This is a genomic window from Rhizobium sullae, assembly GCF_900169785.1.
Classification (GTDB): Bacteria; Pseudomonadota; Alphaproteobacteria; order Rhizobiales; family Rhizobiaceae; genus Rhizobium; species Rhizobium sullae.
In genome coordinates this window covers 140,709-165,931 of record NZ_FWER01000004.1, presented here as the reverse complement: position 1 = coordinate 165,931, position 25,223 = coordinate 140,709, and the positions used below count along the sequence as shown (strand labels likewise).

Sequence of the window (25,223 nt, the reverse complement as noted above, 5' to 3'; positions counted from 1 at the left end):
TTTTGTTGAGAGCACGGAGTCTATTGGGTGAGGCGCACGCTCTGCTTGGCGGCCGAGGAACCGATTATCTTGAAGGCGGCGACAAGCGAGGCCATGTTCTCGGCGGCGAAATAGGTAGAAGAGCTCGTCGCGCAATAGCTAAGCAGCGCCTTGCCACGATCAGGAGCCATGAACGCAACCGTATAGACCGTGATATTTTTGTCGCGCGCCAGGTCGCACCATTCTCTGGTTTCAGTGTCGGCCGAAGTGTAATTGTTGTTGCCGTCTGTCATGAAGACAATGTATTTGTCTGGCGTCAGACCGTTCTTATTCAAATGTGCTGTATCCTCGGCCGGGGCGATAAGCTTGTTGTAGGCGGCCTTGAAGGCAGCACTTGAATTCGTCCCGCCTGTCGCGGTTAGAGCGTTGACGTAGGTTGACACACGCGACGTTCCCCACGCCAGCTTCAAAGCTGATTGCATTTGGTCATTGTAAGAGACGCTGCCGGTGCGGACGTATTGCAGATTGGGATCGGCGGTATTCAACTGGGTCAGCAGGCTGGAAACGGCCAGCTTCAATGCCTCGATCTTGGTGTAGTAGTCCGTAACAGTTCGTTCACAGGTCTTTGGGCTCCAACTCGTGCCGCAGTTATAGCTTTCCGTCTTCGTATATGAAGACGTAGTATCTTCGGCCATTGAGCCCGAACGGTCGAGCACGAGATACATGGAGAGCGAGCTCTCTGTCACGGTATTTTCGGTGCTGCTTTCAGTCTTGGACAATGAACCGATTTCCGTGCTCTCTCTGCCCATGAGGCGCACCAGGGCGCTGTTGTCCATGTTATAGGCGGTTTTGACCTCAACTTTGTAAGTCTTGCCGCCCGAACCGGATGTAGTTTCGGTGACAACGACAGACATTCCATCCTTTAGGGCCGCGATAGTGTCCGAATCGTCGAGGTAGTTTGACATCTGGCCAATGACAAAATTCTTGGCAAGCTCCTTGGCGCCATTCACATCGACCGTTTCGGCGACGAGCGCGGAGGCTGCGGCCAGAGCAGCCGAATCGGAGGCTTCCTGCAACTGACGTTGCGAAAGCATCATACTGGATACATCGACTGCTACACCGGCCGCACCAATCGCCACCGGCATTAGAATGGCGGTCATCATGGCGAAATTGCCTGAACGGTCGCGTAGGATGCGCGCAATATTGGCGCGTAGAAAAGATATGCGGGACATCATGTCACCTGAAAGTAAGAAGGTTTATTCTGCCTCGATACCTACAGCGCGGTTGTTACCGCAGGTCTTAAGGTAATCGTTAAAATTGCAGATAACTTGCGATTTCGGGACATGATCTACTGCGTTTGCCGGATAATCCTTCTCGACAAGCGGATAGCTGGCGCTTTTGCGCATTAACGTCTGTGGCGGCGGTTGCTGCGTCAGTCCTGCACACTTTTCCGTCGCGTTGGCACATTCCGGCACGGACGCCAGGAAGCATGCGGACGGTTCGGCCAAGGCCGGCTGATTTCGGGAGTCCAGCAGTCAAAAGCTATTCCTCTTCCGATTACTTGATCGGAATAACGTCGACAGCCTGTACGGCGCGGTGGCCGCCGTAGCTTTTCAAGACGCCGATGACTGGGGCGACGTCGGAGTAGTCGCGGCCGTAGGCGACGACGATGTGGTCGGTGCCGGCGGGCATGTCGTTGGTCGGGTCGAGCTCGGTCCAGCCCAGCGTTTCGCCGCACCAGACGCGGACCCAGGCATGCATGGCATCCGCCCCTTCGAGCCGTTCCTTGCCGGGCGGCGGGATGGTGCGCAGGAAGCCTGAGACATAGCCTGCCGGAATGCCGAGGCTGCGGAGTGCGAGGATCATCACATGGACGAAATCCTGGCAGACGCCGCGTTTCAGCTTGAAGGCGTCGAGGGCGGTGGAATCCACCGTCGTCGCTTCCGTGTCGTAGGTGAAATCCCTGTTGATGCGGGTGCACAAGGCGTTGGCGATCTGCAGGACGGTGAGGCCGGGCAGAGCGCAGTCCCTGGCATAGTCGGAAATCGCGCGAGTTTCCGAGAGGCGCGGGCTGCTGGCGAGGAAATGATGTGGAGAGTCCGGCTCCAGCGACCAGATGCCGGCGACTTCCTCCGGCAGGCGGTCGAGATCCGGCGAGAAATCGGCGGCGATCGAACGGCTATCGACCTGCACGCGAGCCTGCATGCGGATATCCAGCGTCTCGTGCGGCGACCGCAGCAGGAAGGACGTTGCCGGATGGCGGAAGAAATCGGTGAAATGCGATTGCTCATCCGGCTGCGGAGAAATGGTAATCGAGCCAGCAACCAGCCGCTGGCGATCGCGCAGAGACAGCGGCATCAGCCGCATGATGTGGCGCGCGCCGGAGGCTGGCGTCTCGTAGGTGTATTCCATGTGCAGGGTGAGGTCGTAGAGCACGGCGGTCACCCGAGATAGGTCTGGGCGAGAAGGTCGGACAGCTGCTCCAGCTCGCGTTCGAACTTCTTGTAGATCTCGCCCGTCATCGCTTCCGGCGTCATGACGGCGAGGCCGGAATGCAGGCGCATGGCCTCGCGGTAGAAGGGCGACATCTGGCCGTTGACGAAGGCGTTCGGCAGTTGCTCGACCTCGCGATGGATCTCATTCATCTGGAAGAGAACCGAGCGCGGGTTCAGCGGATCGAGCGCCAGAAGATCGGTGACGGTCAGGCGCGCGGTGTTGACGTTGTAGCGGCGGCGGTGGGTCATGACGCTGTCGCCGATTTCGAGCAGCATGTCCAGCGCGCCATCCGGAGCTTCGGGACCGGACATATGGCCAAGCAGGCGCGTCATGTGCAGTCCGCGCTCGATGTAGCGGCCGAGCGAGAGGAAGCGCCATCCGGTGAAGCGATACATGTTTTCGTGCACGAGACCTGCGAAGCCCGCGAGCTTGCGCAGCAGGATCGTCATGGCATGGCTGGCGTCGTCGCCCGCGGCAACACTGACGTGGAAACGGTGCGCGGTCTTGGCAAGATCGTTGAGCGCCAGCCAGCCGTCGGGCGAGAACCGGTCGCGGATATTGCTGGCGGAATAGACGGCGCTGTCGATGTTGCGCAGCAGCGTTTCGGGCACGGCTTCTTCCGTATCGATGTCGACGGCGGCGAGATATTCCGAAACATCGGCAAGCAGCGGCTGGCTTGGGTCGGCGGCTTCGGCGTAGCGGGCGTGCCAGGCACGAAGGATACGCAGCGCTCCTTCGGCGCGCTCGATATAGCGGCCGAGCCAGAACAGGTTGTCGGCCGCCCGGCTCGGCAGGCTGCCCGGCATGTTGCGCGTGAAGCTTCCTTCAGCGGGCAGCAGCGTATGGCGCTCGACCGGCTTGTCGCTGACGATCCAGACGTCCGCCGCCGCGCCGCCTGACTGCATGGCGATCGCGGCAGCGTCGGCGCCGGCGCCGATGCGGGCAAAACCGCCCGGCATGATCTGCCAGCCCTTGGCGGTGCGGGCAGCAAAGACGCGAAGCGACATCGGCCGCGGCGTCAGCTTTCCGTCCACCCAGGCCGGCGTTGTCGACAGCGTCACGACTTCCTGGCCGACGAGTTTCGGACCGTCGGAATTCAGCCAGTCGGTGATCGAGTCCTTTGCGGTTGCGCGGAGCGACGAGCCGAGCACGGATTCGCCGCTGTCGTCGAAGAAGGGCGCGCGCGAATAGGCGGGACCGATCACCATCTTCTCGATGTTCTTCGCGACATGCTCGCGTTCTTCCTTTTGCCCGCACCACCATGTGGCGATCGACGGCAGGTGCAGTTTTTCGCCGAGCAAGCGGCGACAGATCGTCGGCATGAAGGCAAGCAGGGCGCGCGTCTCGAGGATGCCGGTTCCGAGAGCATTGACGATCGTCACCGATTCGGCACGCAGCGCCTCGACCAGACCAGGCGTGCCGATATGCGAATTCTGGTTCAGCTCCAGCGGATCGGCGTAGGCGGAATCGAGGCGGCGCCAGAGCACGCCGATCGGCTTCAGGCCGGCCACCGTGCGAACCATGACGCGGCCGTTGACCACCGTCAGATCTTCGCCTTCGAGCAGCATGAAGCCGAGATAGCGGGCGATATAGGCGTGCTCGTAATAGGTCTCGTTTGCCGGGCCGGGGGTCAGAACGCCGATGCGGTCGTCGCCGGAGTGCTTCATCGCCTGCAGCGCGTCGCGGAAGGCGCCGAAGAAGGAGGCGAGGCGATGGACCGGAGTTTCGGCGTAGATATCGGAAAAGGCGCGGGTGGTGGCAACGCGACTTTCGAGCGCGAAGCCTGCACCTGACGGCGCTTGCGTGCGGTCGGCTAGAACCCACCAGTTACCGTCCGGTCCGCGGCCGATCTCGAAGGCACAGAAATGCAGGTAGTGGCCGGTCGCGGGCTTTATCCCGGCAAGTGGGCGCTGGAATTCCGGATTGGCCGCAATCAGGGCGGGCGGCAGAAAGCCTTCCTCGACCAGTTTGTTGTCGCCATAGATGTCGGCGACGATCGCTTCGAGCATATCGGCGCGCTGCACGAGGCCGGCGGAAAGCGCCTGCCATTCGCGCTCGTCGATCAGGACCGGGATATGCGACAGTGGCCAAGACCGCTCGCCGGTGCCCTTGCTGCCATAAGCGCGGTAAAACACGCCGGCATCGCGCAGATAGCGGTCGGCACGGGCGAAACGCTCGGTTAGTTCCTGCTGCGGAATTGCCCCGAAGCCCGCAAGAAAGCGCTGCCAGACCGGACGGATTGCGCCGTCGTTGTCAACCATCTCGTCGGCAATGCCGGGCAGAGGCGCATAGCCGAAGGCCGCATCGTTGCCGCCGCGGCTTTGAACCTCGTCCCTGCGCTTCGCCACTGCTGGTTTCTTGCCCATTAAAACCTAGCTCGTCAAATGCCTGCGGGCCTGCGGAGATCCAGCGTCAGCGGGAATTCCGGCGAACCCGTCTCGGCGAGCGGAATGAAGCCGCCGGCCGTATGCCCCCACGGCTCGAATCGGGAGAGCCGCCTTGCTTCCGCTTCGTTGCCGTTTACCGGGAAGGTGTCATAGTTGCGCCCGCCCGGATGGGCAACATGATAGATGCAGCCGCCGATCGAACGCTTCGACCATGTATCATAAATGTCAAATGTCAGCGGCGTGTTCACCGGCAAAACCGGATGCAGGCCCGAGGACGGCTGCCATGCCTTAAAGCGGACCCCGGCGACGGACACACCGGACGTGCCTGTTGGCGTCAGCGGCACGGTTCGGCCGTTGCAGGTGACGGTGTAGCGTGAGGAATTGCTGGTTTCGAGGCGAACCTGAAGTCGCTCGACCGAGCTGTCGACGTATCGAACGGTGCCGCCGATCGCGCCTTCCTCGCCCATGACGTGCCAAGGTTCGAGCGCCTGACGGAGCTCGAGTTTCGAGCCCTCGTATTCCACTTCGCCGCAGAAGGGGAAGCGGAATTCGAGTTGCGCCTTGAACCATTCCGGACTGACATCGAAACCGTTCTCCTTGAGATCGGCGAGCACGTCCAGGAAATCGGCCCAGACGAAATGCGGCAGCATGAAGCGATCGTGCAGGGAAGTGCCCCAGCGCACGAATTTGCCATCCGCGGGATTGTTCCAGAAACGGGCAATGAGGGCGCGGACCATCAATTGCTGAGCCAGCGACATGCGGGCATTCGGGGGCATTTCGAAGCCGCGGAACTCGACGAGACCGAGACGGCCGGTTGGCCCATCCGGCGAAAAGAGCTTGTCGATGCAGATTTCGGCCCGGTGCGTATTGCCTGTCACGTCGATCAGCAGATTGCGGAACAGGCGGTCGGCCAACCAGGGAAGCGGTTGCGGGCCGCCGCCGGGTGCGGGGACATGGGCAAGCGCGATTTCCAACTCGTACAGGCTGTCGTGCCTGGCCTCGTCGATGCGCGGCGCCTGGCTGGTTGGTCCGATGAACATGCCGGAGAAGAGGTAGGAGAGCGAAGGATGCCGCTGCCAATGCAGCACAAGGCTCTTCAAGAGGTCGGGCCGGCGCAGGAACGGACTGTCGTTCGGGTTGGCGCCGCCGACGACGACATGGTTACCGCCGCCCGTGCCCGTATGACGGCCGTCGATCATGAACTTGTCGGCGCCGAGGCGGGTCATCCGCGCTTCTTCGTAGATCGCGGTGGTGATCGCGACGCAATCCTGCCAGTTCGAGGCGGGATGGATATTCACCTCGATGACACCTGGATCCGGTGCGACACGAATGACGTTGATGCGCTCGTCCTGTGGCGGCGAATAGCCCTCGATATGGACGGCAAGGCCAAGTTCAGCCGCCGCGTTTTCGGCGGCTGCGATGAGCTCGAGGTAGTCTTCGATGCGCTCGACGGGCGGCATGAAGACGCAAAGCCGGCCGTCGCGCGGCTCGACCGATATCGCCGTGCGAACCGCGCCGCCGATTTCGCCGAGCGTCTGTTCCACGCGGCTCTGGCCGCTCTCGTCGCGCTGAAAGGAGGCCTCTGGCATGGCGCGGCCGGCGGGCACCAAAACTTCGGGCAGGGGCTGGCGCGGGATCGATGGGTCGGCGATGTGGATATAGGGATATTGCGATGGCGGCACGTAAGGAAGTGTGCCAAGCGGCAGACGGTATCCGACCGGACTGTCGCCCGGCACAAGGAAGATCTTGCCGCGCCGGGTCTGCCATTTCTCGCTGATCCAGCGGTGTCCCGCGGCCTTGGCATTCCAGGCCTGTACCGGAAGAATGTAGCCTGTCGGAACCGTCAGGCCGCGTTCGAAGACGCGGGCGATGCGGCTGCGCTCTTCCGGATCCTTCAGCTTGGAATTCGACGGATCGACATTTTCGGGAAGGCTTCCTTCCTTGACGATCCATTCGGCGGGATCTTCATAGGCGGGCAGCACCATGTCAGGCGCAATCGCCAGCTCGCGCGCGATGCCGGTGAGCAGCCGCTCGGCGTCTTCGGCCTTGGCGGCGGTATCGGCGCCTTCTGCCGCGATCAAATCCGGATTCTGCCAGATCGGCATTCCGTCCTTGCGCCAATAGAGCGAGAAGGTCCAGCGCGGCAGGCTTTCGCCGGGATACCACTTGCCTTGTCCGTAATGCAGGAAGCCGCCCGGAGCGAAGCGCTGGCGCAGCCTGCGGATCAGGCTGTCCGCCTTCTCCCGTTTTGTCGGGCCTACGGCGGCGGTATTCCACTCTTCCGATTCGAAATCGTCGATCGACACGAAAGTGGGTTCCCCACCCATCGTCAGGCGCACGTCTTCCGCTTTGAGGATGCTATCCACTTTTTCGCCAAGCGCGTCGAGCTCGTTCCAGCTCTCCTCCGAGAATGGCTTGGTGATGCGCGGATGTTCGGCGACACGAGCCACCTTCATGTCGAAGGCGAACTCGGTATTGGCTTCGCCGAAATAGCCGCCGGAGATCGGGGCAGCGTTGCGGTAGTGCGGGGTCGCTGCCAGCGGGATATGGCTTTCACCAGTCAGCAGCCCGGATGTGGGGTCGAGACCGACCCAGCCAGCGCCGGGCAGATAGACCTCGGCCCAGGCATGAAGGTCCGTGAAATCGACTTCCGTGCCGGAGGGGCCGTCAAGAGCCTTCAGGTCTGGCGTCAACTGGATGAGGTAACCGGAAACGAAGCGCGCGGCGAGGCCGAGATGACGGAGAACCTGAACGAACAGCCAGCTGGTATCGCGGCAAGAGCCTTTGGCTATTTCGAGTGTTTCCTCCGGCGTCTGGACGCCAGTTTCCATGCGGATGACATAGCCGATCTGCTGCTGCAGGCGGGCGTTGAGGCCAACAATCATGTCGACGGTCGGCTGATCCGGCGAATAATCGAGCGTTTCGAGGAAAGCCTTGAGCCGCGGGCCGGGGTCCTCCGCCTTCATGTAGATCGAGAGGTCTTCCTGGATCGTCTCAGGATAGTCGAAGGGCCATTTGGTAGCTTCCTCCTCGACGAAGAAGTCGAAGGGGTTATAGACCGTCATGTCGGCGACCAGATCGACCTCGATCTTGAATTCGGTCACCGGGTCGGGAAAGACGTAGCGGGCAAGATAATTCCCGTAGGGATCCTGCTGCAAGTTCACGAAATGGTTCGACGGTGTGACCTTCAGCGAATGACTGAGCACGCGCGTCTTCGAATGCGAGGCGGGCTTGAGGCGGATGACCTGCGGCCCGAGGCGGACCGGTCTGTCGTATTTGTAATGCGTCAGATGATAGATGCTGGCTTTGATCGACATATGTTGCCTTATCCGGCGCCGCCTCACTGTGCGGCATGAGCTGTTCCCATTGTCGATAGTGTGCAATGCAGCGAGAGAAAGCAAGGCGGAAGGCTAACGCTGCAGCCTTTACGACACTTTTGCAAAGGCGACGACGGCTTTGAGCCCCTTGCCGCGGGCCGCTGGCGAGAGCGTGAGCATCGCATTGAAAAGATTGGCGATTTCCTCAACGATCGGGAGGCCGAGGCCGGCGCCTGGCGCATCGGAGTTGCCGCCGCGTGAAAAGCGGCGGCGCACCGCTTCGAGCTTCTCCGGCGGGATACCGGGACCATTGTCCTCAACCTCGAGGCGCACAGCATCGCCTTCGTGCGCGATCCGCACGGTGACCTCGGCACCCTTGCCGGAATATGCGATAGCGTTTCCCGCGAGATTGCGCAGCAATTCGCCGATCAGCAGGGGTTCGGCGCGGATCATCGCAGGACCTTCACCTTCGAACCCCAGGTCGATACCGGCTTCGGCGGCAGCGGGGATCAACTCGCCCGTGATGTCCTGGGCGATGGCGGCGATGTCGATCTTCGAGGCTGCCAGAGCCTCCTTGGCCGTTGCGGCGTCAATCTTTGCCATCAGCAGCAGCTGGGCGAGGATGCGTTCGGCATGCGCGACGGCCTGGTCGCCCTTCAGGGCCGAGTCCTGCGCTTCAGGCAGCGTTGCGGCGCGGGCGGAAAGCGCGAGCTGGGTCCGGATGATGGCAAGCGGCGTGCGCAATTGATGGCTGGCATTGCCGGTAAAATTCCGGAGGGCGTCAAGGGCGGACTGCAGGCGTACCATGAAGCTGTTCACCGTATCCACCAGCGGCTGCACCTCGCTCGGCACCGATTGCTCGATCGGATGCAAGTCGTCCGGGCTGCGCTCGCCGATCGCATCGCGAAGTTTGTAGAGCGGGCGGAGCGCGACCGAGACCGAGATCCAGACGATCACGGCCGCACCCGCGATCATGAAGGCGAGGCGGACGGCCGAACGAAGAAGGATGGCACGTGCGAGATGGCGCCGGGCGATCGTCGTTTCCGCGACGGTGACGACGAAGGGAACGGAGCGGATACCGGTCGAGGCGGAGCGCTCCAGCGTGGCGACGCGGATCGGTTCGCCGCGGAAAATATCGTCTGCGAAGACGGCCGCGTCGCCTTTGGTTTCCTTGAGAACCGGAAGCTCCTGATAGCCGGTGATGAACGCTCCGGGCGGGCCGTCGACGCGGTAGAACACCCGATCCTGCGCAGCAGACGTAAGCATTTCCAGTGCGACATAGGGGATATCGACTTCCAGCGTACCGTCCTCCGCCACGACGACGCGCTCGGCAATGGCAAGCGCCGAACCGGCAAGCACACGGTCGGACACGATGTTCGAGGTCTCGACCGCCTCCCGGTATGTGTCGGCAAGCGCTAGCGTGCCGATGACGGCTGTGGAGATCAGCAGCCAGAAAAGCAACCGGCGCCTCAGCGAATAGGCGGCTTTCATGAGGCCTCGTGAAGCTTGTCGAGATAGTAGCCGATGCCGCGTGCGGTCTTCACGGTCAATCCATGCGGCGCAAGGCGCTTGCGCAACCGGCTGACATATTGCTCGATCGCGTTGGCGGAAATGTCATCGTCGAAGGCCGTCAGCGACTGGGTGATTGCCTCCTTGGACACGACCTTGCCGGCACGCATGAAGAGGATTTCAAGCAGTCCGACTTCGCGAGCGGGAATATCAAGCTGCATGTTTCCGGCGGAAAAAGTTCGGGATTTGAGATCGAAAGACACGCAGCCATACATCACCGTCGCTGAGTGCAGGCCCGCCTGGCGCCGGAGCAGCACGCGGACACGCGCTTCGAATTCGGCAATGTCGAAGGGCTTGATGAGGTAATCGTCGGCGCCGAGATCGAGGCCCCTGACCCGCTCCTCCGGCGCTCCGCGTGCGGTCAGGATCAGGACCGCCGCCTGGTTCTGCCGGGCGCGCATGCTGCGCAAGACGTCCAGCCCGTCCATCTCCGGCAGGTTGAGGTCGAGGATCACGAGATCGAAATTTTCCGCCGCGATGACCGCATTGGCGGATGCGCCGTCATGGACGACGTCGACGGCATGCCCCGTACCGCGCAAGATCGCAGACAGGCCGTCGGCCAGCGCGATGTTGTCTTCGGTGAGCAGGATGCGCAACAGTGTTTCCCCAATGTTCTGCGAGAGATTATCAGGTATGGGGAATGGATGTCATAGTGAAATTGTGTGGGGTGATGGTTGGGTGCGGAGCCCCTGGCCGGCTACACAGTACACCGCTCCCTCCCCCCCTCGATCCGTTCGCGCTCCTTCATCGCCTCCGCCAGCAGTTTGCGGAAGCGGGGGTCGTCGCGCAGATTGTCCAGGTCCGAATCGTGGGTGAACCACTTGATATGGTAAACCGAGCTGCGCGGCAGCAACTGCTCCAGGATATCGATCGCCTTGTCCACGTTTCCCAGCACGGCATGGACGCAGGCGAGGTTGTACTGGGCGACGATGTCGTCCGGATCGATGGCGATGGCCCGTGCTGCCCAGTCGCAGGCGCGCACTGCATCGCCGAGATGGGCAAGCGCCAGCGCGCCGCGATGAGCCGGGCCTGAATTTTCCGGGTTGAGGTTGAGCGCCCGTTCGGCTCGCTGGAGGCCGAGGCGGGCCTAGTTTTCCTTATCCAGCGTCCGGCCGAGGGATAGATAGGCCGACATCAGGTGGATGGGAGAGACGTAGTCATCCGGCCGGATTTCGGCGGCGCGGGTAAAGTATTGCACTGCCTCGGCGAAATTGCCACGCATGAAGAAGAAGCGGGCATAGTGGAAATTCGCTTCGTAGAGATTGGGGTCGAGGGCAAGCGCGCGCTCGAAAGCGGCCATGGCCTTGTCGTCCTCGCCGTTCTGGTGGAGCGCCAGGCCGCGGGAGGCATGGGCCTCGGCAAGGTCCGGATCGATCTCCAGGGCGCGGGCACTCATTTCGAGAATGCCCTTCAAAGGCACATCCGCCGGCGCCCAATCGCGGATTGCCGCGTCGCAATCGGCGATGCCAGCATAGGCCCGGCCGTAGTCCGGGTCGAGTTCGACCGCCTTGAGGAACATACGGCGCGCAAGCTGCAGGTAGGATTTCGTCCAGGTATGGGAGAGTTGGCGGCCGCGCAGATAATAGGTATAGGCCTCGACATTGGCGGTCGGCTCGACGGCAATCGCCTTTCTCTCCTCCGGCAGCAGGCGCACCTTCAACTGGCTGACGATGGCATGGGTGATCTCATCCTGGATGGCGAAGATGTCGGTCAGGTCGCGATCGTAGCGTTCGGCCCAGAGATGGTCGCCGTTCATCGTGTCGACCAAATGGCTCGAGATACGCACGCGCTTGCCGGCGATGCGAACGCTGCCTTCGAGCATATAGCGAACGCCGAGTTCCTGAGCGACCTGCTTCACTTTTACCGACGTGCCCTTGTAAGTGAAGACGGTGTTGCGGGGAACGACGTGCAGACTGGAGATCTTGGAGAGGTCTGTGATGATGTCTTCGGTTATCCCGTCCGAAAAATAGTCTTGATCGGCGTCACCGCTCATGTTCGTGAAGGGCAGGACGGCGACGAAGCAGGTATTGCGGTTCTGTGCCACGAAGCGCGCCGAAGTCGGCGCGTTGAAGGCGACCGTGTAGACCGGGACGGCCTGCCTGATATTTTTGAACACGTGTTCACCTAAAAAGTCGAAGCCGAGATTGAGGCGCGAGCCCACCTGATCGCGAACGATGGAGGAAACGGCGATGCCGCCCGGAGGCGCGACGCGCTCCAGCCGTGCCGCCAGATTGACACCGTCGCCGAAGACATCGCCATCCTCGACGATGACGTCGCCGAGATTGATGCCGATGCGGAACTCCACGCGCTCCTCCTTCGGTACGTCCTCGTTGCGGACGGCCATGCTGCGCTGGATCTCGGCGGCGCAGGCGACCGCGTTCACCACGCTCTGGAACTCGGCGAAGATGCCGTCGCCAGTAAGTTTGAAGATGCGGCCCTTGTAGTCTGAGATTCGAATATCGATCAGTTCGCAGCGGTGGCGGTTCAGCGCCTGCAACGTGCCGGACTCATCGATACCCATCAGCCGGCTGAAGCCGACGACATCGACGGCGAGAATAGCACTCAGTCGCCGTTCCATGACTCTCTCCATGGATTCTCTCATGTCAGTCTCGCTTTTCCAGATTTTGACCGCGCAAAGCCATCCCCCCTGCAAGAAGCGTCTTGCGATATAGGCGTGCTTCGCGGCTGGTTGAACCTATTATGTTGTGGCCACGCATCAATACACCGTTCGGGCGAAGATTGCGCCAAACGCTAATCCTTTAGGATTGGTTCGCGGCGGCAACTGGCCAAAAGCATATTTTGAGGCAGTGCCTCGATTCGCAACACGAGCCGATCCGCGACTCAGCGGCACTCTCTTGAAATTCCTAATGCGGTCGGCTGCTTGTGCCCTTGCGGCCCCTGATGCATTGTTGGGCGCATGAGGATCCGTTTCATTCTGCTTTTGTGTCTTACACCGCATCTCGCGCTTGCGGATCAGGCCTTTTATCCCGCGAAATCCGGCAAGGCGGATGCACGAGTGCTGACGGTCTATTCCTCGCTCGACGAGCCGCTAGCCCAACCGATGATCCATGGCTTTCAGAAGGCCAATCCGGATGTCGCCGTGCGTTACGAAGACATGCTGACGGGCGAGATCTACGACCGGATCGTGCGGGAGACGGATGCCGGGAAGAAAACGGCGGATTTTGCCTTTTCGTCGGCGATGGACCTGCAGGTGAAGCTCTCCAACGACGGCTACGCGCAGGTCAGCAATCTGCCGATGAGCGGGCAATGGCCGAAATGGGCAAACTGGCGGAACACCGCCTATGCGCTCACTTTCGAGCCGGCCGTTTTCGTCTATCACAAGCCGAGCTTCACGCATGAGCCGGTACCAAGTTCACGGGCGGAATTCGTCGATTATCTGAAGCGCAAGGGCAACGCGGTCTACGGCCGGATCGGCACCTATGACATCGAACGCTCCGGCGTAGGCTTTCTTTTCATGGCGCGCGATCAGGAGCAGTTCGGGGACATCTGGTCAGTGATCCGGGCCATGGGAGCTGCTGGCGTCAAGCTTTATTCGACGAGCTCGGCGATCCTGGAGCGGGTCGCCGACGGGCGCTTCGTGCTCGGTTACAACATCCTCGGCTCCTATGCGGCGGACTGGGCGTCCCGGCACCCTGATGTCGGCATCGTGCTGCCAAAAGACTATACCGTCGTAATGTCGCGGATCGGCCTAGTGCCGCAGGCCGCTGCCGAGCCGGAACTCGGGCGGCAATATCTCACCTTCTTCATGTCGAAGGAGGGACAGACGATCATGGCCCGCGAGCTCCAGATTCCCGCTGTCAGCCCGGAGGTCGCGGGCGAGAATACGGCCAATACCCTGCAGGAACTTCTCGGCGCCCAGCTCCGGCCCGTTCCGGTCAGCCCTGGCCTGATGGTCTATCTCGACCAGGTCAAACGCGCGCGGCTGATCGCCCATTGGAACGAGGTGCTGCGGACGCGGTAGATGATGGCGGCGTTCGCATTCCCGTCCTTTGCTGAAGCGGATTTGAGGTGTGTGCCGCTGGCGTGACCGGGCGCCCCATGCTCGAATTACGGCAAAAAAGTGTCACCGGCGCTGGATATCCTGGTAATGTCAGCTAAATGACAGCTTGATGTGGTGCGGTTCTGGCACTTCTCTCCGTGGAGGCGGAGGGCAGACGTTTCGGGAGGAGTTTCCGTCGCCATTGCGGACCATCAAGTCCGCTGCCCGGCATTGCTTCCCGATTCCCTTGAGAACAATACGCGGCGCTCACCGCGGTCACGGAGGACACATCGTGAAGCATACTTTCCTTGCTACGCTTTTCGCAGCGGCTATCGCGCTGCCGGCCTATTCGGCCGACTACACCATCATGGCGCCTGCCGCACCTGGCGGCGGCTGGGACCAGACGGCCCGTTCGCTGCAGACGGTCATGCAGAAGGAAGGCATCTCCGGCAATGTTCAGGTTCAGAACGTTCCGGGCGCCGGCGGCACCATCGGTCTGGCGCAGTTCGCCAGCCAGAACAGCGGCAATCCGAACGCCCTGATCGTTGGCGGCTATGTCATGGTCGGTGCGATCCTGACCAATCAATCGCCTGTCACGCTGAAGGACGTCACACCGATCGCTCGCCTGACCGGTGAGTATGAGGCCATTGTCGTTCCGGCGTCGTCCGACATCAAGACGATGGGCGATCTCGTTGCCAAGCTGAAGGCTGATCCGGGTTCGGTGTCCTGGGGTGGCGGTTCGGCCGGCGGTACCGACCACATCGCGGTCGGTCTCATCGCGAAGGCCTCCGGCGTCGATCCGACGATGATCAACTATGTCGCCTTCTCGGGCGGCGGCGAGGCGCTTGCCGCTATCCTCGGCGGACAGGTGACGGCCGGGATTTCAGGCTATGGCGAATTCGAATCGCAGGTAAAGGCCGGGCAGCTCCGCCTGCTCGCCGTCTCGAGCGATCAGCGCATTGAGGGTGTCGACGCCCCGACGCTGAAAGAATCTGGCGTCGATGTCAACGTGCAGAACTGGCGCATGGTCGCCGCCGCTCCCGGCCTGACGCCTGAGCAGACGGCTGCTGTGACTGCTGATTTTGACAAGCTTTCCAAGTCGGCAGGCTGGCAGGAAATCCTGAAGACGAAGGGCTGGGCCGACACATACCTCGCCGGCGATGCCTTCAAGGCGCAGCTCGAGAAGGACGTTTCGGCTACCGAGGCCATCCTCAAAGAGATCGGGCTTGTTAAATGAGCAGGGGCAACGCACCCTTGGCAACGAAGCGCCGCCCGGATTGGGCGGCGCTGATCATTGCCATCTGTCTTTTCGTCGTTGCGACCGTCATGCTTTGGGACGCCACGCATATGAGAGCGATCGCGCAATATGCCCGCATCGGGCCGGCCACCGCGCCCAAGGTCGTGGCGTTCGGGTTGATTGGCCTCGGCATCTGGACTGTCTTTGAGGCGGTGCGCGGAGATTTTTCCGAGCGCGAACGCCAGGAAGTCGCTCCCGTCATCTGGATCGTTGCCGGTCTTGCGGCTCAAATGCTGCTTCTGAAAACGGCCGGCTTCTCGATTGCCACCGGCATTCTCTTTGCGTTCACGGCACGCGGCTTCGGGCGCCGCAAGCTCTGGCTTTCGATTCCCTTCGGCATCGTCTTCAGCTTCATCGTCTGGGCTATCTTCTCGCAACTGCTGCAGCTCACCTTGCCTGCCGGGCCGCTCGAAAGACTCTTCTTCTAGGATTGGATGCGATGAGCACCTTTGAATTCCTCTTCCAGGGTATACTGGTCGCCATGCAGCCGATGAACCTGCTTTACGCATTCGTCGGTGTTACGCTTGGCACCGCTGTCGGCGTTCTGCCAGGCATTGGCCCTGCGCTGACCGTTGCCCTTCTCCTGCCTGTCACCTACCGGCTCGATCCGGCCGGCTCGCTGATCATGTTTGCCGGTATCTACTACGGCGGCATGTATGGTGGCTCGACGACCTCCATTCTGTTGAATACGCCGGGCGAGAGCGCCTCGATCGTCACTGCGCTTGAAGGTAATAAAATGGCACGCGCGGGCCGCGGTGGTCCGGCGCTGGCGACTGCGGCAATCGGTTCGTTCGTGGCCGGCCTCATCGCCACGCTGGGGCTTGCTTTCGTGGCGCCTTATATCGTCAAACTGGCGCTGATCTTCGGCCCGCGCGAATACTTCGCCCTGATGGTACTCGCTTTTGTGACCGTTTCGTCGGCCTTCGGGGACTCAGCGCTGCGCGGCTTGACCTCCCTCTTCATAGGCTTTGTCCTTGCCATGGTCGGTATCGACCAGCAAACGGGTCAGGCACGGCTTTCGTTCGGCATTCCCGATCTCCTTGACGGTGTCGAAGTGACGACGCTTGCGGTTGCCATGTTTGCGATCGGAGAAACGCTTTACATCGCCGCCCAAGGCAATCGCGGCGAGGAAAAGGTGGAAGCCGTCCGGGGCTCGCTGTGGATGACGGCGCAGGATTGGTCCCGTTCTTGGAAACCCTGGTTGCGCGGCACGCTGATCGGCTTCCCGATCGGCGCCATGCCGGCCGGTGGTGCCGAGATAGGCACGTTCCTTTCTTATGCGACCGAGAAACGTCTTGCGAAGAATCCCGAAGAATTCGGTCAAGGCGCGATCGAAGGTGTTGCAGGTCCGGAAGCGGCAAACAATGCGTCGGCGGCTGGCACCCTTGTGCCGCTCCTGACGCTCGGCCTGCCGACGACGGCAACGGCGGCGATCATGCTCGCCGGCTTTCAGCAGTACGGGTTGCAGCCTGGGCCGCTGCTGTTTGCGTCCAATCCGCAGCTTGTCTGGGGGCTGATCGCCAGCCTTTTGATCGCCAATGCCATGCTGCTCGTGCTCAACCTGCCGATGATCGGCCTATGGGTGCGTCTGCTGACGATTCCGAAGCCCTGGCTTTACGCCGGCATCCTGCTGTTTGCGACGCTCGGCACGATCGGCGCCAATCCGTCGGTGTTCGAACTCGGCATGCTGCTCGCCTTCGGTGTTCTCGGCTATATCATGCGGCTCTTCGGCTATCCGATCGCGCCTGCGGTCGTCGGCCTCATCCTCGGGCCGCTTGCCGAACAGCAGTTGCGGCGGGCACTCGCCATCAGCCAGGGCGACGTGACGACGCTTGTCATGTCGCCGATTGCAGCCGGGCTGCTGATCGTTGCGGCTGCGGCCTTTATCATTCCGCTGATCTTGAGAATACGCGGCCGCGGAGAAGTTCTTTCGCAACTTGCTGCAAGCGAAGACTAAAAGAAAAAATACTGCTCGAACCCCTGCCTTGCGGCCGGCCATGAAACATGGGCCGGCTGCTTGTTTTTGCATGGCAGGCCTGAATTCCCGTCACTTGTGGAGAATGCTGCGGCGCATCATATGTGAACAGTCAGTAATGAAGCTAAGTGAGAAAAATAAATGTCCTCCTACAGCAAGTCCATTCGGGAAGGTTTCTTCGGCCGTGCCTTCGCTGTGATCGGCGCCGCAAACGCCGTAAGCGCAGCTTTCGAAGCTGGCCGCCGTCCGAAGGGTCGGGACCTCAAGGTTCTCGGTATCGCGCCGGACGCCTTCGACCATATCGGCCGTTAATCTGCCGATATATTACGCATGAAACAGCCCGCAACCGGTTGGTCGCGGGCTTTATTTTTGCCCCGGACAAGCCGCAACGCATGAAACGCTGCGGCTTTGCTTGCATCAGGCCTTCAGCCGCTCGCGGGCAGGTGAATGGGCTTCGGCTTGCGCCTTCGCTTCTGCTTCCGCTTGGGTTTTCTCGCCTTTCCGCTTGTTGTGGCGGATCGAAGACCAGAGCGAGACTCCGATGAGCGCTGCACCGGCGAGACCGGTGACGACTTCCGGAATGTGGAAGAGGGTCTGGACGTACATTATGATCGCAAGGATCAGGATCGCGTAGAATGCGCCATGTTCCAGGTAGCGGTAATGCGTCAGCGTCCCCTTTTCGACGAGCATGATCGTCATCGAGCGTACATACATCGCGCCGATGCCCAGACCGATGGCGATGATGAAAAGGTTTTGCGTCAGGGCGAAAGCGCCGATGACGCCGTCGAACGAGAAGCTCGCATCCAGCACCTCGAGATAGATGAATGCGCCGAGGCCGCCGCGTGCCGCCTCTGACATGGCCCTTTGCGAGGCGTCCAGCAGTGCGCCAATCACTTCGACGACTAAGAATGTGACAAGACCGTAGATCGCGCTGTAGACGAACGTCGTCGATTCTTCGCCCTCAAGCAGTGAAGCAAAAGTGAGAATCAGCAGGAGAACGAAGGCGATCTCGATGCCCTTGATCGTTGCGCCACGCGACATCAGTTTCTCGAGAGAGACGATCCAATGGACGTCCTTTTCATGGTCGAAGAAGTAAGTAAGGCCGACCATCAGAAGAAAGGTCCCGCCGAAGGCTGCGATCGGCAGATGGGCCTCGTTCATGATGCGTGCATATTCGGCCGGTTGCCGCGCTGCGAGGACCACGGCGTCGATCGGGCCGATATTTGCGGCAATCGCCACGATTGCCAGCGGAAAGACGATGCGCATGCCGAAGACGGCAATGATGATGCCCCAGGTCAGGAACCGGTGCTGCCAGGCTGGCGTCATTTCCTTGAGCTTGTTGGCATTGACGATCGCGTTGTCGAAGGAGAGGGAAATCTCCAGCACTGCCAGAACCGCGCAGATGAAGAAGATCGTCGCCATGCCGCTGATCGTGCCGGTGGACTGCCAGCCCAGCAAAGCGCCAAGCGCCAGGCCAAATGCCGTCATGATGAAAGCCCAGCGGAAATAGCCGAGCGTGGGTTTATGGCTGATGGATTGCTTCATGGCCGCACTCCTTTGGTGCGGACATCGTTTTTGAAGGATGATGTGATTGAAAAGCGCGGCATATCGAAAGGGATATGCGCGTGAGGCATTGTGAGCTTTTTCATCGAATGAAAATCCGCCGGCTATTTGCAGGCGGTACCGACATCACGAGAGCGCCGTAAAAACTCTCGCCAGAGGGGCCCGGCACCAGTGTTTGTCCTGCAGCCGATGCTTTTGCACGGGGGGCAACCATGCGCATCATTTTGGCTGCAGACAGCCTTTTAGGTAGTCAACCTGCGGCAGCAGTCAAGGCGGCCGCATTACGTGCCGGAGCTTTTCTTTGGAACCATGCAGGCGCCCGCCCGTTAGGCTCTGGTTGAGGCAATGGAACTCCATTGCCGGCGCGATAAAAAGGAGGGACAACGATGCAGGCTTCGACCCATTCTCCCGACAAGCGGGCGGAAGCGGCTGACCGCATGAAGCGGGCAAAGCCAAACCGCATGCAGAAGGTGCAGGTGCTGCCGCCGCACCATGTCGATCTGACGCTGCCGCAGACGCCGATGGACGACATTCATGTTCCGGCTCATGTCACCGGCGCTGATCTTTCAAAAGGCGGTCCCGACACTGCAGCGTCCAAAGGCCGCAAACCGCGCCGCTAGATTTTTTCAGACGGCGCGGGAACCGGCGTCAGGGTTTTTGCATTTAAAGCCCGGACAAAAATGTGAGGACCACATGACGACTGATCTCGTGCCGCAGGACATCTATTTGAAACACGAAAGCGAATGGCAGGCTCTCAAGGAAGCCTTCGGGAACGGCATCGATATCCAGAAGCGCAAAACGGCACTCGGGAATATCACTGGCGGTGGGACGAAGGTGCCTCCGGAGAACGACAGTTCAACAGGGCAGCCCGCTAATTCTGATCGCAATTAAAAGGAAGCGCTTGCATGCCTGGCGTTTTCTATGAGTCGGCCTCGTCCTCCGGCGGCAGATTTTTTCCGGAATCGCGTTCCAGGCGCTGCTCCATTTTACCCAGAGCAAACAGGACGCAGACTGCAGCCGCCGTCGCGAAGAAGGCGACCGGCCAGTAACCGAAGCCCACGGCAAGGCCGATCGCGCCTGAGAGCCACATGCCAGCTCCGGTCGTCAGTCCTTTCACCCTACCTCTCGAAAAAACGATCATGCCTGCGGCCAGAAATGCGACGCCCGCCGTCACGGCCTCGATGACGCGCAGCGGATCGATGCGGACCTGCTGGTCGTCGGCAAAGCTCGGCACCTGCACGGCTTCGATGGAAATGATCCCGAAGAGCGCTGCAGCAAGGCTCACCAGAATATGAGTGCGGAGGCCCGCAGGATGGTCGCGCACCTCGCGTTCGAAACCGATGATGCCGCCGAGCACGATCGCGCCGATGAGCCGCGCAAAGATGACCGAATAATGAATACCGGTTTCGGGGAGCATATCGGCAAAAATGACGTCCATGACGGGAACTCTTCCGGTGAAAACATCTCCGCGAGCTAACGTCCTGCGTGGCTCTTTGTTCGCCGGGAGGAGTGTGAGCGCTCATGCCAACCTTTCGGAAAGGATTGGGAGGCGATAATCGGCCATCACGGGATTCGGACCAGATGGCTAGAACTGTACCTCGCGGCCGCCGCCGCAAATCATCCGCAAAATCGAAGGGCAGGGGGCAGGGCGGAGCCTTGCCCTGGCTCTTCGCAGGCGCCGTTGCCGTAAGCGGCATTGCTCTTTACGACAACTGGAAGAGCGTGCGGCCGATCCTTGCCTCACGGGCGCCGGATACAGCTGCGATTACCGCTGCAATCAAGCCAGATGCGCCCAAAGCGGCTGTCGCCAACAGTGTGCCGAGGCAGGCCGCTGTTTCGCAGCCGCAGCGCCCCGTGCCGCCTGCCGCCGTTCCGGTTCCTGCTGCGCAGCCTGTGAAGCTGTCCTCGACGGCCGCATCACCCGCCAGTTCGGAAAACGCCCGCGCTGCCTTCGGCTATTGCGGGCAGGGCGAGCATATGAACTGCGTCGGAGACGGCGGGACTTTTTGGTATAAGGGTGAAAAGATCCTGATCGCGGATATGGCCGTGCCGGACGTCGGCGCCGCGCGTTGCGAAGGAGAGCGAAGGATCGGCTTTGCCGCAAAATCGAGGCTGCTCAAATTTCTGAACGCCGGGCCCTTCGTCATGAACGCTGCCGGCAAGCCGGTCGGTGCCGGTGCACCGCACGTGATTTCGCGCGGCGGCCGTTCCTTGGGCACTCAACTGATTAACGAGGGCCTTGCCCGCAAGCCAGGCGCTGCCGGTGGGTGGTGTACCTGAGATCTATTTCTGCTTCGGAGCCTTACCGCTGGTGCGGAAGCTGCCGGTGAAGGCCGTATCCTTGCTCTCGGCGGTGCATTCGATCACGATAGGCTTGCCGCCGTAAGGATTGCCGAAGGTGCAGGTGCCTGCCACCTTGACCTGGCCTGTCATTTTCTCGCCGGCGCCCGTCGTCACCATCTTGAGCGGAATGCGGGCATTGCCGTTGGATGCCGGCTTGATCGCGGTGCCATCGCCTTGAAAGCCAAGCATCTTGCCGCCTGACGTGAAGATGAAGGTCACTTGACCGTTCGGCAGTCCCACACTGGCGAGTTCGCCCTTGCAGCCCTTCGTTGCATCCACTTTGCCAACGACGAGTTTTGCGCATTTGCCCGCGAGTGTCGAAACGCCGGCACCTGGAAAATTCTGGGAGGCGGCGCTGGCGCCGGAGGCGAAAGCTGCGGCGGAAAGCGCCGCGGCTGCAATCACTATCAGTCTCATCTGTTCAGGATTCCTGTCATGCTGGTTTGCCGGACGGGCGTCGCATGTTTCTGTGTCCGAAATTTGCCGCACTCAAAGAAAACGGGCCGCTGCAGGGATAGCGGCCCGTTCCGGGAAGCGTGGCCATTAACAACAACGGCCGGCCTCAGTCTTCCGTCTTGCTTGAGCGGGGCTGAATAGGACTTCGCCTGTTCAATGGCGCCGGCTGGCGTCCTCGACGGACCAGCCGAAGCGCCATGCTTCGTAGCGGGCGTGCCACACCTCGAGTTCCGTGGCGTCGCGGATCGGCATCAGTTCCGGCCGCGACATGGGGTTGTCGCTTAGAGTGTAGCCAAGGACCCGATCGCGTATTCCGCGCTCCTGCATGTCGAGCAGTTCTTCGATTTCCATCACTTGCCCCCAACCGCCGGCCCCTCAGCCAGCCTGCCTAGGCAAACATTTCTCCTTGCTAATGTCCAGAGGGCCGGCGTCGATTCCCGCTATTCACAGGATTAGCTCAAATGGAGCAATACCTTCGTCACGGTCATGGAACCCTCCTTCTTCCGGCTTATAAGCCCCCGTGGGAACGGGAGAGACTCTCCGAAATGTGTTGTAAAAATATCGTTAAAATGCCCTGTCACAAGTTTTTGTTCATCTCCCGTTCAGAAAACGGTTTGGGAAAGCTCCGATATGGGTCAAGCTGTTCCTTGTGAATAAGGAGATACTGAATGATTCGATTGACCGCGGTGCTGACGCTGTTCTCAGTTTATGCGTTCACGATGTTCTTCATCGCAGCCATCCCTGAGACGCCGAACCTGCAAACCGCAGCAACTCTATCTGAAGACGCCACGCTTACGAAGTAAAAGTACTTGTTGGGGTTTTGGCTGGCTTGTCAGCCGTGTTGGGCAAGAGCGTAGCACTGCGCTGTGAGGCGCGATTTCTCGCTTTCCTGGAAGATAACTCGCCAATCACAATCTGTGGCTTGGCGAAATCCCCTTTCTAGCGTGGAACAACGCTTTGACCGCTCAATATGAGGAAGATCCGGCTTCATGGACCAAGACGGTCTTTGCAGATCTCCTCAACGAGCGCCTGCAAGTCCTTCACGCGCGCGACGAGCCATTGCAGCTCTTCACTGCTGATCGTGTATTTCGACGAGTACCTCGCCTCGACGTACGCGCGAGACAAAAGCTCAAAGCAACGGCGGGCAAAACGCGTGTCACGCGGCCAGGCGGCAACCAGTCGCGCATCGGCGCTTTCGGCTTGCGAGCGTAGCACCTTGATCCGGTGCGATTTCGGGCTGTGGAGAGCCAGAGTGAGTAAAACAGTATGATAGAGCCGCTCGACCGCCTGATGTAAATTAAACGCAGCCTCCTTCAAATTTCCTCTCTCTATGAGAAAACCTGCGGATGCGCTGAATGCATCCGCGCTTGGAAACCACTGATCGAAATACCGCTGTGCCTCAGCCCTTGCCTCCTCCGGTGTCAGCGCTTTCGGCTGGGCGAGGGGATGGCCAGGCTCCTCGTAGAGCACGATGCCGTCTTTGGCGATGTCGGTAAAGAACGGCCGGCCACGCGCCAGTTGGTCGTTGACGTCTGCCAGGCAGTGCACGATCGGGATCACCGGCGTTTCGATCCGATGGCTGATCTGCTCCCGCAGTAATCGTTCCTCCAGCGCCTCCCACAGCTCATGCTCCTCAGCAAAGCTCTTGGTGTTGACGACGATGAGAAGGTCATAATCGGAGCGGTAGCCGCTCGCACGATCCTCGACCCAGTCGCCGCGGGCATAGGAGCCATAGAGCAGCACCATGAGCACCTTGCCGGCTGCCTTCTTGCCGGACAGCTTGGTGGCGCGGAACTGCTCGACCTCGAAGAACAGGATTTCGAGGATGCGGGCGAGCTCTCGACGCTTCTTGTCGGGCAGATGGTCGAGATGGTCTGTCAGGGTCACTGCCGCATCAAAGCCTTCGGTGGGAATCGTATCCATCGTAACGGCTCATCGGTTGTTGCGCATCTAAACGCTTTACGAGAGACGCACATTTGATGCAACCGACAGCTATTTGTTCTGGCGGCAAATCAGCAACATTGCATGCTGCTGGCGCGGTGGCGTAACCCTCTCGTGTATTCGTACGCTCTCACGCGCGGGCTACATCAAGCCAGGCAAGCGGAGGGGCTTCTATTGCCTGGGCGACGTCATCGACGGGCATGCTGAGGCGGTGAGGATGGGAGCACTCGAACCGCCGCACGAGCGCTGCAACTGCCCTCCGACGTTCTTATGCAACATCGAAGATATAGCCCATATTAGCTAGTTGCCATACACAAAGGCTTCACGCTTTATGGTTAATGAACTTTGGTCGGTTCTCGGCCACCGCTTCGCCTTTGTCGCAGAAGGCAGAGCGGTGGCCTTTTAATGACCGTCCTGTTCGAAGGCCCGCCAACACCCCGGCGGGCCTTTTCGATTGAGCGTTGCTTTCCCCGAATAGATTAACCGGCGACGATCCGCTCGGCTTCGTGATCAGCGTCAACCTCAGGCGCAGGCACCTGACTGAAAGCCAGCGGGCGATGGTCGCGACCAAACTCGAAACCGTGAAGCACGGTGGCGACAGGAAGGGGATCAAGATGCAAGTTTGCACGTTGATCGTTCCGCCGCTGCGCAGATGCTTTCCGTGTCGCCACGATCTGTCGCAAGCGCAGCAAAGGTCATTGAGCAGGGCACGCCCGAACTGGTCCATGCCGTCGAAACCGGCAAGGTCTCGAAAGCGAGCTTCGGAAGAGCCAGATCAATCTCCTTGGCAGTAACCGGCTTATTATTCTGGTCTGGAATAATACTTGGTTGGCCAACCTCTGCGACTTCGCCGCGATCTTGTGCCGCGTCGTATTCTTCTGCCAACCGCATCTTGGCCCGGGCCTCGATCATCAACGCGTCGGCCTGTGCGCGATAGACTTCGGCAAGAACCGTACGTCTCCGCCGCCGTCATCGCCAAACAAGACGAAGACACCCCGACGCCTGACGCGCGTCCATGGCCCGTCCCTGAGTCAATGCACCGCAATCATAAGCTTAGTTGGCTATCTGAACTGTGCATCTCTCAGTCGGCATTCTCCGTCCGGGGGGAGTGCAATGGGGAAAAGCGTCGACCTCGATCCGCGGAAGCGTCAGAAATGGAAGACAGGGGATAATGCGCCAGGTCAACTTAGGCCGCATGCGCGGCGGCGATCGCGCCAGCGCAAGGGCATCAGTCGGATTGCCAGCATCGCCTTTATCACAGCGGTTGCTCTCTTCAACATTTCTCAGTACGTGCCGCTAATCCATGGCTGCGACATAAAGGGCAACATCAGCCACAACACCGGGCAGCGGATCTACCATCTCCCGGGGCAAGAATACTACGACGAAACGCGTATCAATTACTTCGATGGGGAACGGTGGTTCTGCTCTGAGCAGGCGGTTCGCGAAGCCGGGTGGAGAAAAGCTCATTCGGAGCAGAAACCAACGAGAGGGTGGGCTTTTCTGAGCGATTTCCTCGATCGGGAAACAGTTCTCGCCCTGTTGGTCGGGATCATTGTCGGACCGGTGGCGTACTTCGCGGTGTCTAAGGTCGTTGGCCGGCGACCAACCAAAACCAAGCGAACATGAGGGAGATTGCGGAAGAGTGCCGCGAGGTCATCAAGGGATGGCAGCTCTGCATCACGATGCTGCCACGTACGCCCCTTAGGTGGCTGCTACGGCATTTCGAGTTCAAGGATGGAGCGGACTACCTGCCGAGGAGGTGCCGCCGGAACACGCGATTTGGGTCAGCGTGACGAAAACCTGGGCTGAGATGGGAATCCCGTTAAAGGAGCCGCCGCCAAGCACAGTGGCTTCCGCCGTGGGCCAAATTCCCGAAGATGGTGGCGATTTCCTTCCGTTC

General features: G+C 60.5%; 22 protein-coding genes and 1 pseudogene. 10 read left to right on the top strand and 13 right to left on the bottom strand.

Annotated elements, in window-relative coordinates:
• Positions 1-20: 20 nt before the first annotated feature.
• From BN1800_RS05455 to BN1800_RS05420, 7 genes and pseudogenes are all read right to left on the bottom strand, one after another.
• Positions 21-1,142: a VWA domain-containing protein gene (locus BN1800_RS05455; protein WP_244564441.1), complete on the bottom strand. Its 1,122-nt coding sequence runs from the start codon at positions 1,140-1,142 to the stop codon at positions 21-23.
• 394 nt (positions 1,143-1,536) lie between these two features.
• Positions 1,537-2,424, bottom strand: coding sequence for a transglutaminase family protein (locus tag BN1800_RS05445; RefSeq protein WP_086995247.1), 888 nt, complete (start codon positions 2,422-2,424; stop codon positions 1,537-1,539).
• Entirely contained in the window at positions 2,421-4,841 is a 2,421-nt protein-coding gene (locus BN1800_RS05440; protein WP_086995244.1) for a circularly permuted type 2 ATP-grasp protein, read from the bottom strand. The genes BN1800_RS05445 and BN1800_RS05440 overlap by 4 nt, the downstream gene beginning before the upstream one ends.
• A 14-nt stretch (positions 4,842-4,855) precedes the next feature.
• Positions 4,856-8,179, bottom strand: a complete 3,324-nt coding sequence (locus BN1800_RS05435; protein WP_086995241.1) for a transglutaminase family protein — start codon at positions 8,177-8,179, stop codon at positions 4,856-4,858.
• A gap of 108 nt (positions 8,180-8,287) precedes the next feature.
• Positions 8,288-9,670, bottom strand: a complete 1,383-nt coding sequence (locus tag BN1800_RS05430) for a sensor histidine kinase (RefSeq protein WP_086995238.1) — start codon at positions 9,668-9,670, stop codon at positions 8,288-8,290.
• Positions 9,667-10,344, bottom strand: a complete 678-nt coding sequence (locus BN1800_RS05425; RefSeq protein ID WP_086995236.1) for a response regulator — start codon at positions 10,342-10,344, stop codon at positions 9,667-9,669. Before BN1800_RS05425 ends, BN1800_RS05430 begins: the two co-directional genes overlap by 4 nt.
• A 101-nt stretch (positions 10,345-10,445) precedes the next feature.
• A pseudogene (locus BN1800_RS05420) lies at positions 10,446-12,326 on the bottom strand (TPR end-of-group domain-containing protein).
• Positions 12,327-12,665: 339 nt separating this feature from the next.
• On the opposite strand from BN1800_RS05420, the gene BN1800_RS05415 reads away from it, so the two are divergent.
• The 5 genes from BN1800_RS05415 (at position 12,666) to BN1800_RS41285 (ending at position 17,332) form a co-directional block, all read left to right on the top strand.
• Positions 12,666-13,730 carry an ABC transporter substrate-binding protein gene (locus BN1800_RS05415; RefSeq protein WP_086995232.1) on the top strand — a complete coding sequence of 355 codons (1,065 nt, stop codon included), beginning with the start codon at positions 12,666-12,668 and terminating at the stop codon, positions 13,728-13,730.
• 310 nt (positions 13,731-14,040) lie between these two features.
• A complete protein-coding gene (locus BN1800_RS05410) occupies positions 14,041-14,985 on the top strand; it encodes a Bug family tripartite tricarboxylate transporter substrate binding protein (RefSeq protein ID WP_086995229.1) in 945 nt (314 codons plus the stop codon).
• The gene (locus BN1800_RS05405) at positions 14,982-15,473 is read left to right on the top strand and encodes a tripartite tricarboxylate transporter TctB family protein (RefSeq protein WP_086995226.1); all 492 of its coding nucleotides are present in this window, start codon (positions 14,982-14,984) and stop codon (positions 15,471-15,473) included. Before BN1800_RS05410 ends, BN1800_RS05405 begins: the two co-directional genes overlap by 4 nt.
• An 11-nt stretch (positions 15,474-15,484) precedes the next feature.
• Positions 15,485-17,002: a tripartite tricarboxylate transporter permease gene (locus BN1800_RS05400; RefSeq protein ID WP_027508012.1), complete on the top strand. Its 1,518-nt coding sequence runs from the start codon at positions 15,485-15,487 to the stop codon at positions 17,000-17,002.
• Between the two features lie 159 nt (positions 17,003-17,161).
• The gene (locus BN1800_RS41285; protein ID WP_086995223.1) at positions 17,162-17,332 is read left to right on the top strand and encodes a hypothetical protein; all 171 of its coding nucleotides are present in this window, start codon (positions 17,162-17,164) and stop codon (positions 17,330-17,332) included.
• Between the two features lie 105 nt (positions 17,333-17,437).
• Here BN1800_RS41285 and BN1800_RS05390 read toward each other — a convergent pair whose 3' ends face one another.
• Positions 17,438-18,565, bottom strand: coding sequence for a DUF475 domain-containing protein (locus tag BN1800_RS05390; protein WP_086995221.1), 1,128 nt, complete (start codon positions 18,563-18,565; stop codon positions 17,438-17,440).
• A gap of 404 nt (positions 18,566-18,969) precedes the next feature.
• On the opposite strand from BN1800_RS05390, the gene BN1800_RS05385 reads away from it, so the two are divergent.
• Positions 18,970-19,203 carry a hypothetical protein gene (locus BN1800_RS05385; protein WP_086995217.1) on the top strand — a complete coding sequence of 78 codons (234 nt, stop codon included), beginning with the start codon at positions 18,970-18,972 and terminating at the stop codon, positions 19,201-19,203.
• 73 nt (positions 19,204-19,276) lie between these two features.
• Positions 19,277-19,474, top strand: a complete 198-nt coding sequence (locus BN1800_RS05380; RefSeq protein ID WP_086995214.1) for a hypothetical protein — start codon at positions 19,277-19,279, stop codon at positions 19,472-19,474.
• 28 nt (positions 19,475-19,502) lie between these two features.
• Here the strand turns inward: BN1800_RS05380 and BN1800_RS05375 are convergent, their stop codons facing one another.
• A complete protein-coding gene (locus BN1800_RS05375; protein WP_086995211.1) occupies positions 19,503-20,021 on the bottom strand; it encodes an MgtC/SapB family protein in 519 nt (172 codons plus the stop codon).
• A 143-nt stretch (positions 20,022-20,164) separates the two neighbouring features.
• Here BN1800_RS05375 and BN1800_RS05370 point away from each other — a divergent pair, with 143 nt between their 5' ends.
• Positions 20,165-20,863, top strand: coding sequence for a hypothetical protein (locus BN1800_RS05370; RefSeq protein WP_086995209.1), 699 nt, complete (start codon positions 20,165-20,167; stop codon positions 20,861-20,863).
• A 3-nt stretch (positions 20,864-20,866) separates the two neighbouring features.
• Here BN1800_RS05370 and BN1800_RS05365 read toward each other — a convergent pair whose 3' ends face one another.
• Positions 20,867-21,343, bottom strand: a complete 477-nt coding sequence (locus BN1800_RS05365) for a hypothetical protein (RefSeq protein WP_027508018.1) — start codon at positions 21,341-21,343, stop codon at positions 20,867-20,869.
• A gap of 192 nt (positions 21,344-21,535) precedes the next feature.
• Positions 21,536-21,733: a CrpP-related protein gene (locus BN1800_RS05360; RefSeq protein ID WP_086995206.1), complete on the bottom strand. Its 198-nt coding sequence runs from the start codon at positions 21,731-21,733 to the stop codon at positions 21,536-21,538.
• A gap of 317 nt (positions 21,734-22,050) precedes the next feature.
• Between BN1800_RS05360 and BN1800_RS43385 the strand changes: the two genes are divergently transcribed.
• On the top strand, positions 22,051-22,185 hold the full coding sequence (locus BN1800_RS43385) for a hypothetical protein (RefSeq protein ID WP_022715855.1): 135 nt from the start codon (positions 22,051-22,053) through the stop codon (positions 22,183-22,185).
• 184 nt (positions 22,186-22,369) lie between these two features.
• Here the strand turns inward: BN1800_RS43385 and BN1800_RS05355 are convergent, their stop codons facing one another.
• Both BN1800_RS05355 and BN1800_RS05350 read right to left on the bottom strand, forming a co-directional pair.
• Positions 22,370-23,305 carry a HEPN domain-containing protein gene (locus BN1800_RS05355; protein ID WP_086995203.1) on the bottom strand — a complete coding sequence of 312 codons (936 nt, stop codon included), beginning with the start codon at positions 23,303-23,305 and terminating at the stop codon, positions 22,370-22,372.
• Positions 23,306-23,932: 627 nt separating this feature from the next.
• Complete coding sequence (locus BN1800_RS05350) at positions 23,933-24,238, bottom strand: hypothetical protein (RefSeq protein ID WP_179213751.1); 306 nt, start codon at positions 24,236-24,238, stop codon at positions 23,933-23,935.
• Between the two features lie 198 nt (positions 24,239-24,436).
• Between BN1800_RS05350 and BN1800_RS42225 the strand changes: the two genes are divergently transcribed.
• Positions 24,437-24,949: a sunset domain-containing protein gene (locus tag BN1800_RS42225; RefSeq protein ID WP_244564449.1), complete on the top strand. Its 513-nt coding sequence runs from the start codon at positions 24,437-24,439 to the stop codon at positions 24,947-24,949.
• The last annotated feature ends 274 nt before the right edge of the window (positions 24,950-25,223 follow it).

What these genes read in the sequence shown, in the direction of transcription:
- BN1800_RS41285 (WP_086995223.1), top strand. Translation starts at nt 17,162, where the DNA reads ATGTCCTCCTACAGCAAGTCCATTCGGGAAGGTTTCTTCGGCCGTGCC.
- BN1800_RS05360 (WP_086995206.1), bottom strand. Translation starts at nt 21,733, where the DNA reads ATGGAAATCGAAGAACTGCTCGACATGCAGGAGCGCGGAATACGCGAT.
- BN1800_RS05380 (WP_086995214.1), top strand. Translation starts at nt 19,277, where the DNA reads ATGACGACTGATCTCGTGCCGCAGGACATCTATTTGAAACACGAAAGC.
- BN1800_RS05455 (WP_244564441.1), bottom strand. Translation starts at nt 1,142, where the DNA reads ATGATGACCGCCATTCTAATGCCGGTGGCGATTGGTGCGGCCGGTGTA.
- BN1800_RS42225 (WP_244564449.1), top strand. Translation starts at nt 24,437, where the DNA reads ATGGGGAAAAGCGTCGACCTCGATCCGCGGAAGCGTCAGAAATGGAAG.
- BN1800_RS43385 (WP_022715855.1), top strand. Translation starts at nt 22,051, where the DNA reads ATGATTCGATTGACCGCGGTGCTGACGCTGTTCTCAGTTTATGCGTTC.
- BN1800_RS05440 (WP_086995244.1), bottom strand. Translation starts at nt 4,841, where the DNA reads ATGGGCAAGAAACCAGCAGTGGCGAAGCGCAGGGACGAGGTTCAAAGC.
- BN1800_RS05365 (WP_027508018.1), bottom strand. Translation starts at nt 21,343, where the DNA reads ATGAGACTGATAGTGATTGCAGCCGCGGCGCTTTCCGCCGCAGCTTTC.
- BN1800_RS05375 (WP_086995211.1), bottom strand. Translation starts at nt 20,021, where the DNA reads ATGGACGTCATTTTTGCCGATATGCTCCCCGAAACCGGTATTCATTAT.
- BN1800_RS05435 (WP_086995241.1), bottom strand. Translation starts at nt 8,179, where the DNA reads ATGTCGATCAAAGCCAGCATCTATCATCTGACGCATTACAAATACGAC.
- BN1800_RS05400 (WP_027508012.1), top strand. Translation starts at nt 15,485, where the DNA reads ATGAGCACCTTTGAATTCCTCTTCCAGGGTATACTGGTCGCCATGCAG.
- BN1800_RS05385 (WP_086995217.1), top strand. Translation starts at nt 18,970, where the DNA reads ATGCAGGCTTCGACCCATTCTCCCGACAAGCGGGCGGAAGCGGCTGAC.
- BN1800_RS05430 (WP_086995238.1), bottom strand. Translation starts at nt 9,670, where the DNA reads ATGAAAGCCGCCTATTCGCTGAGGCGCCGGTTGCTTTTCTGGCTGCTG.
- BN1800_RS05390 (WP_086995221.1), bottom strand. Translation starts at nt 18,565, where the DNA reads ATGAAGCAATCCATCAGCCATAAACCCACGCTCGGCTATTTCCGCTGG.
- BN1800_RS05355 (WP_086995203.1), bottom strand. Translation starts at nt 23,305, where the DNA reads ATGGATACGATTCCCACCGAAGGCTTTGATGCGGCAGTGACCCTGACA.
- BN1800_RS05415 (WP_086995232.1), top strand. Translation starts at nt 12,666, where the DNA reads ATGAGGATCCGTTTCATTCTGCTTTTGTGTCTTACACCGCATCTCGCG.
- BN1800_RS05405 (WP_086995226.1), top strand. Translation starts at nt 14,982, where the DNA reads ATGAGCAGGGGCAACGCACCCTTGGCAACGAAGCGCCGCCCGGATTGG.
- BN1800_RS05370 (WP_086995209.1), top strand. Translation starts at nt 20,165, where the DNA reads ATGGCTAGAACTGTACCTCGCGGCCGCCGCCGCAAATCATCCGCAAAA.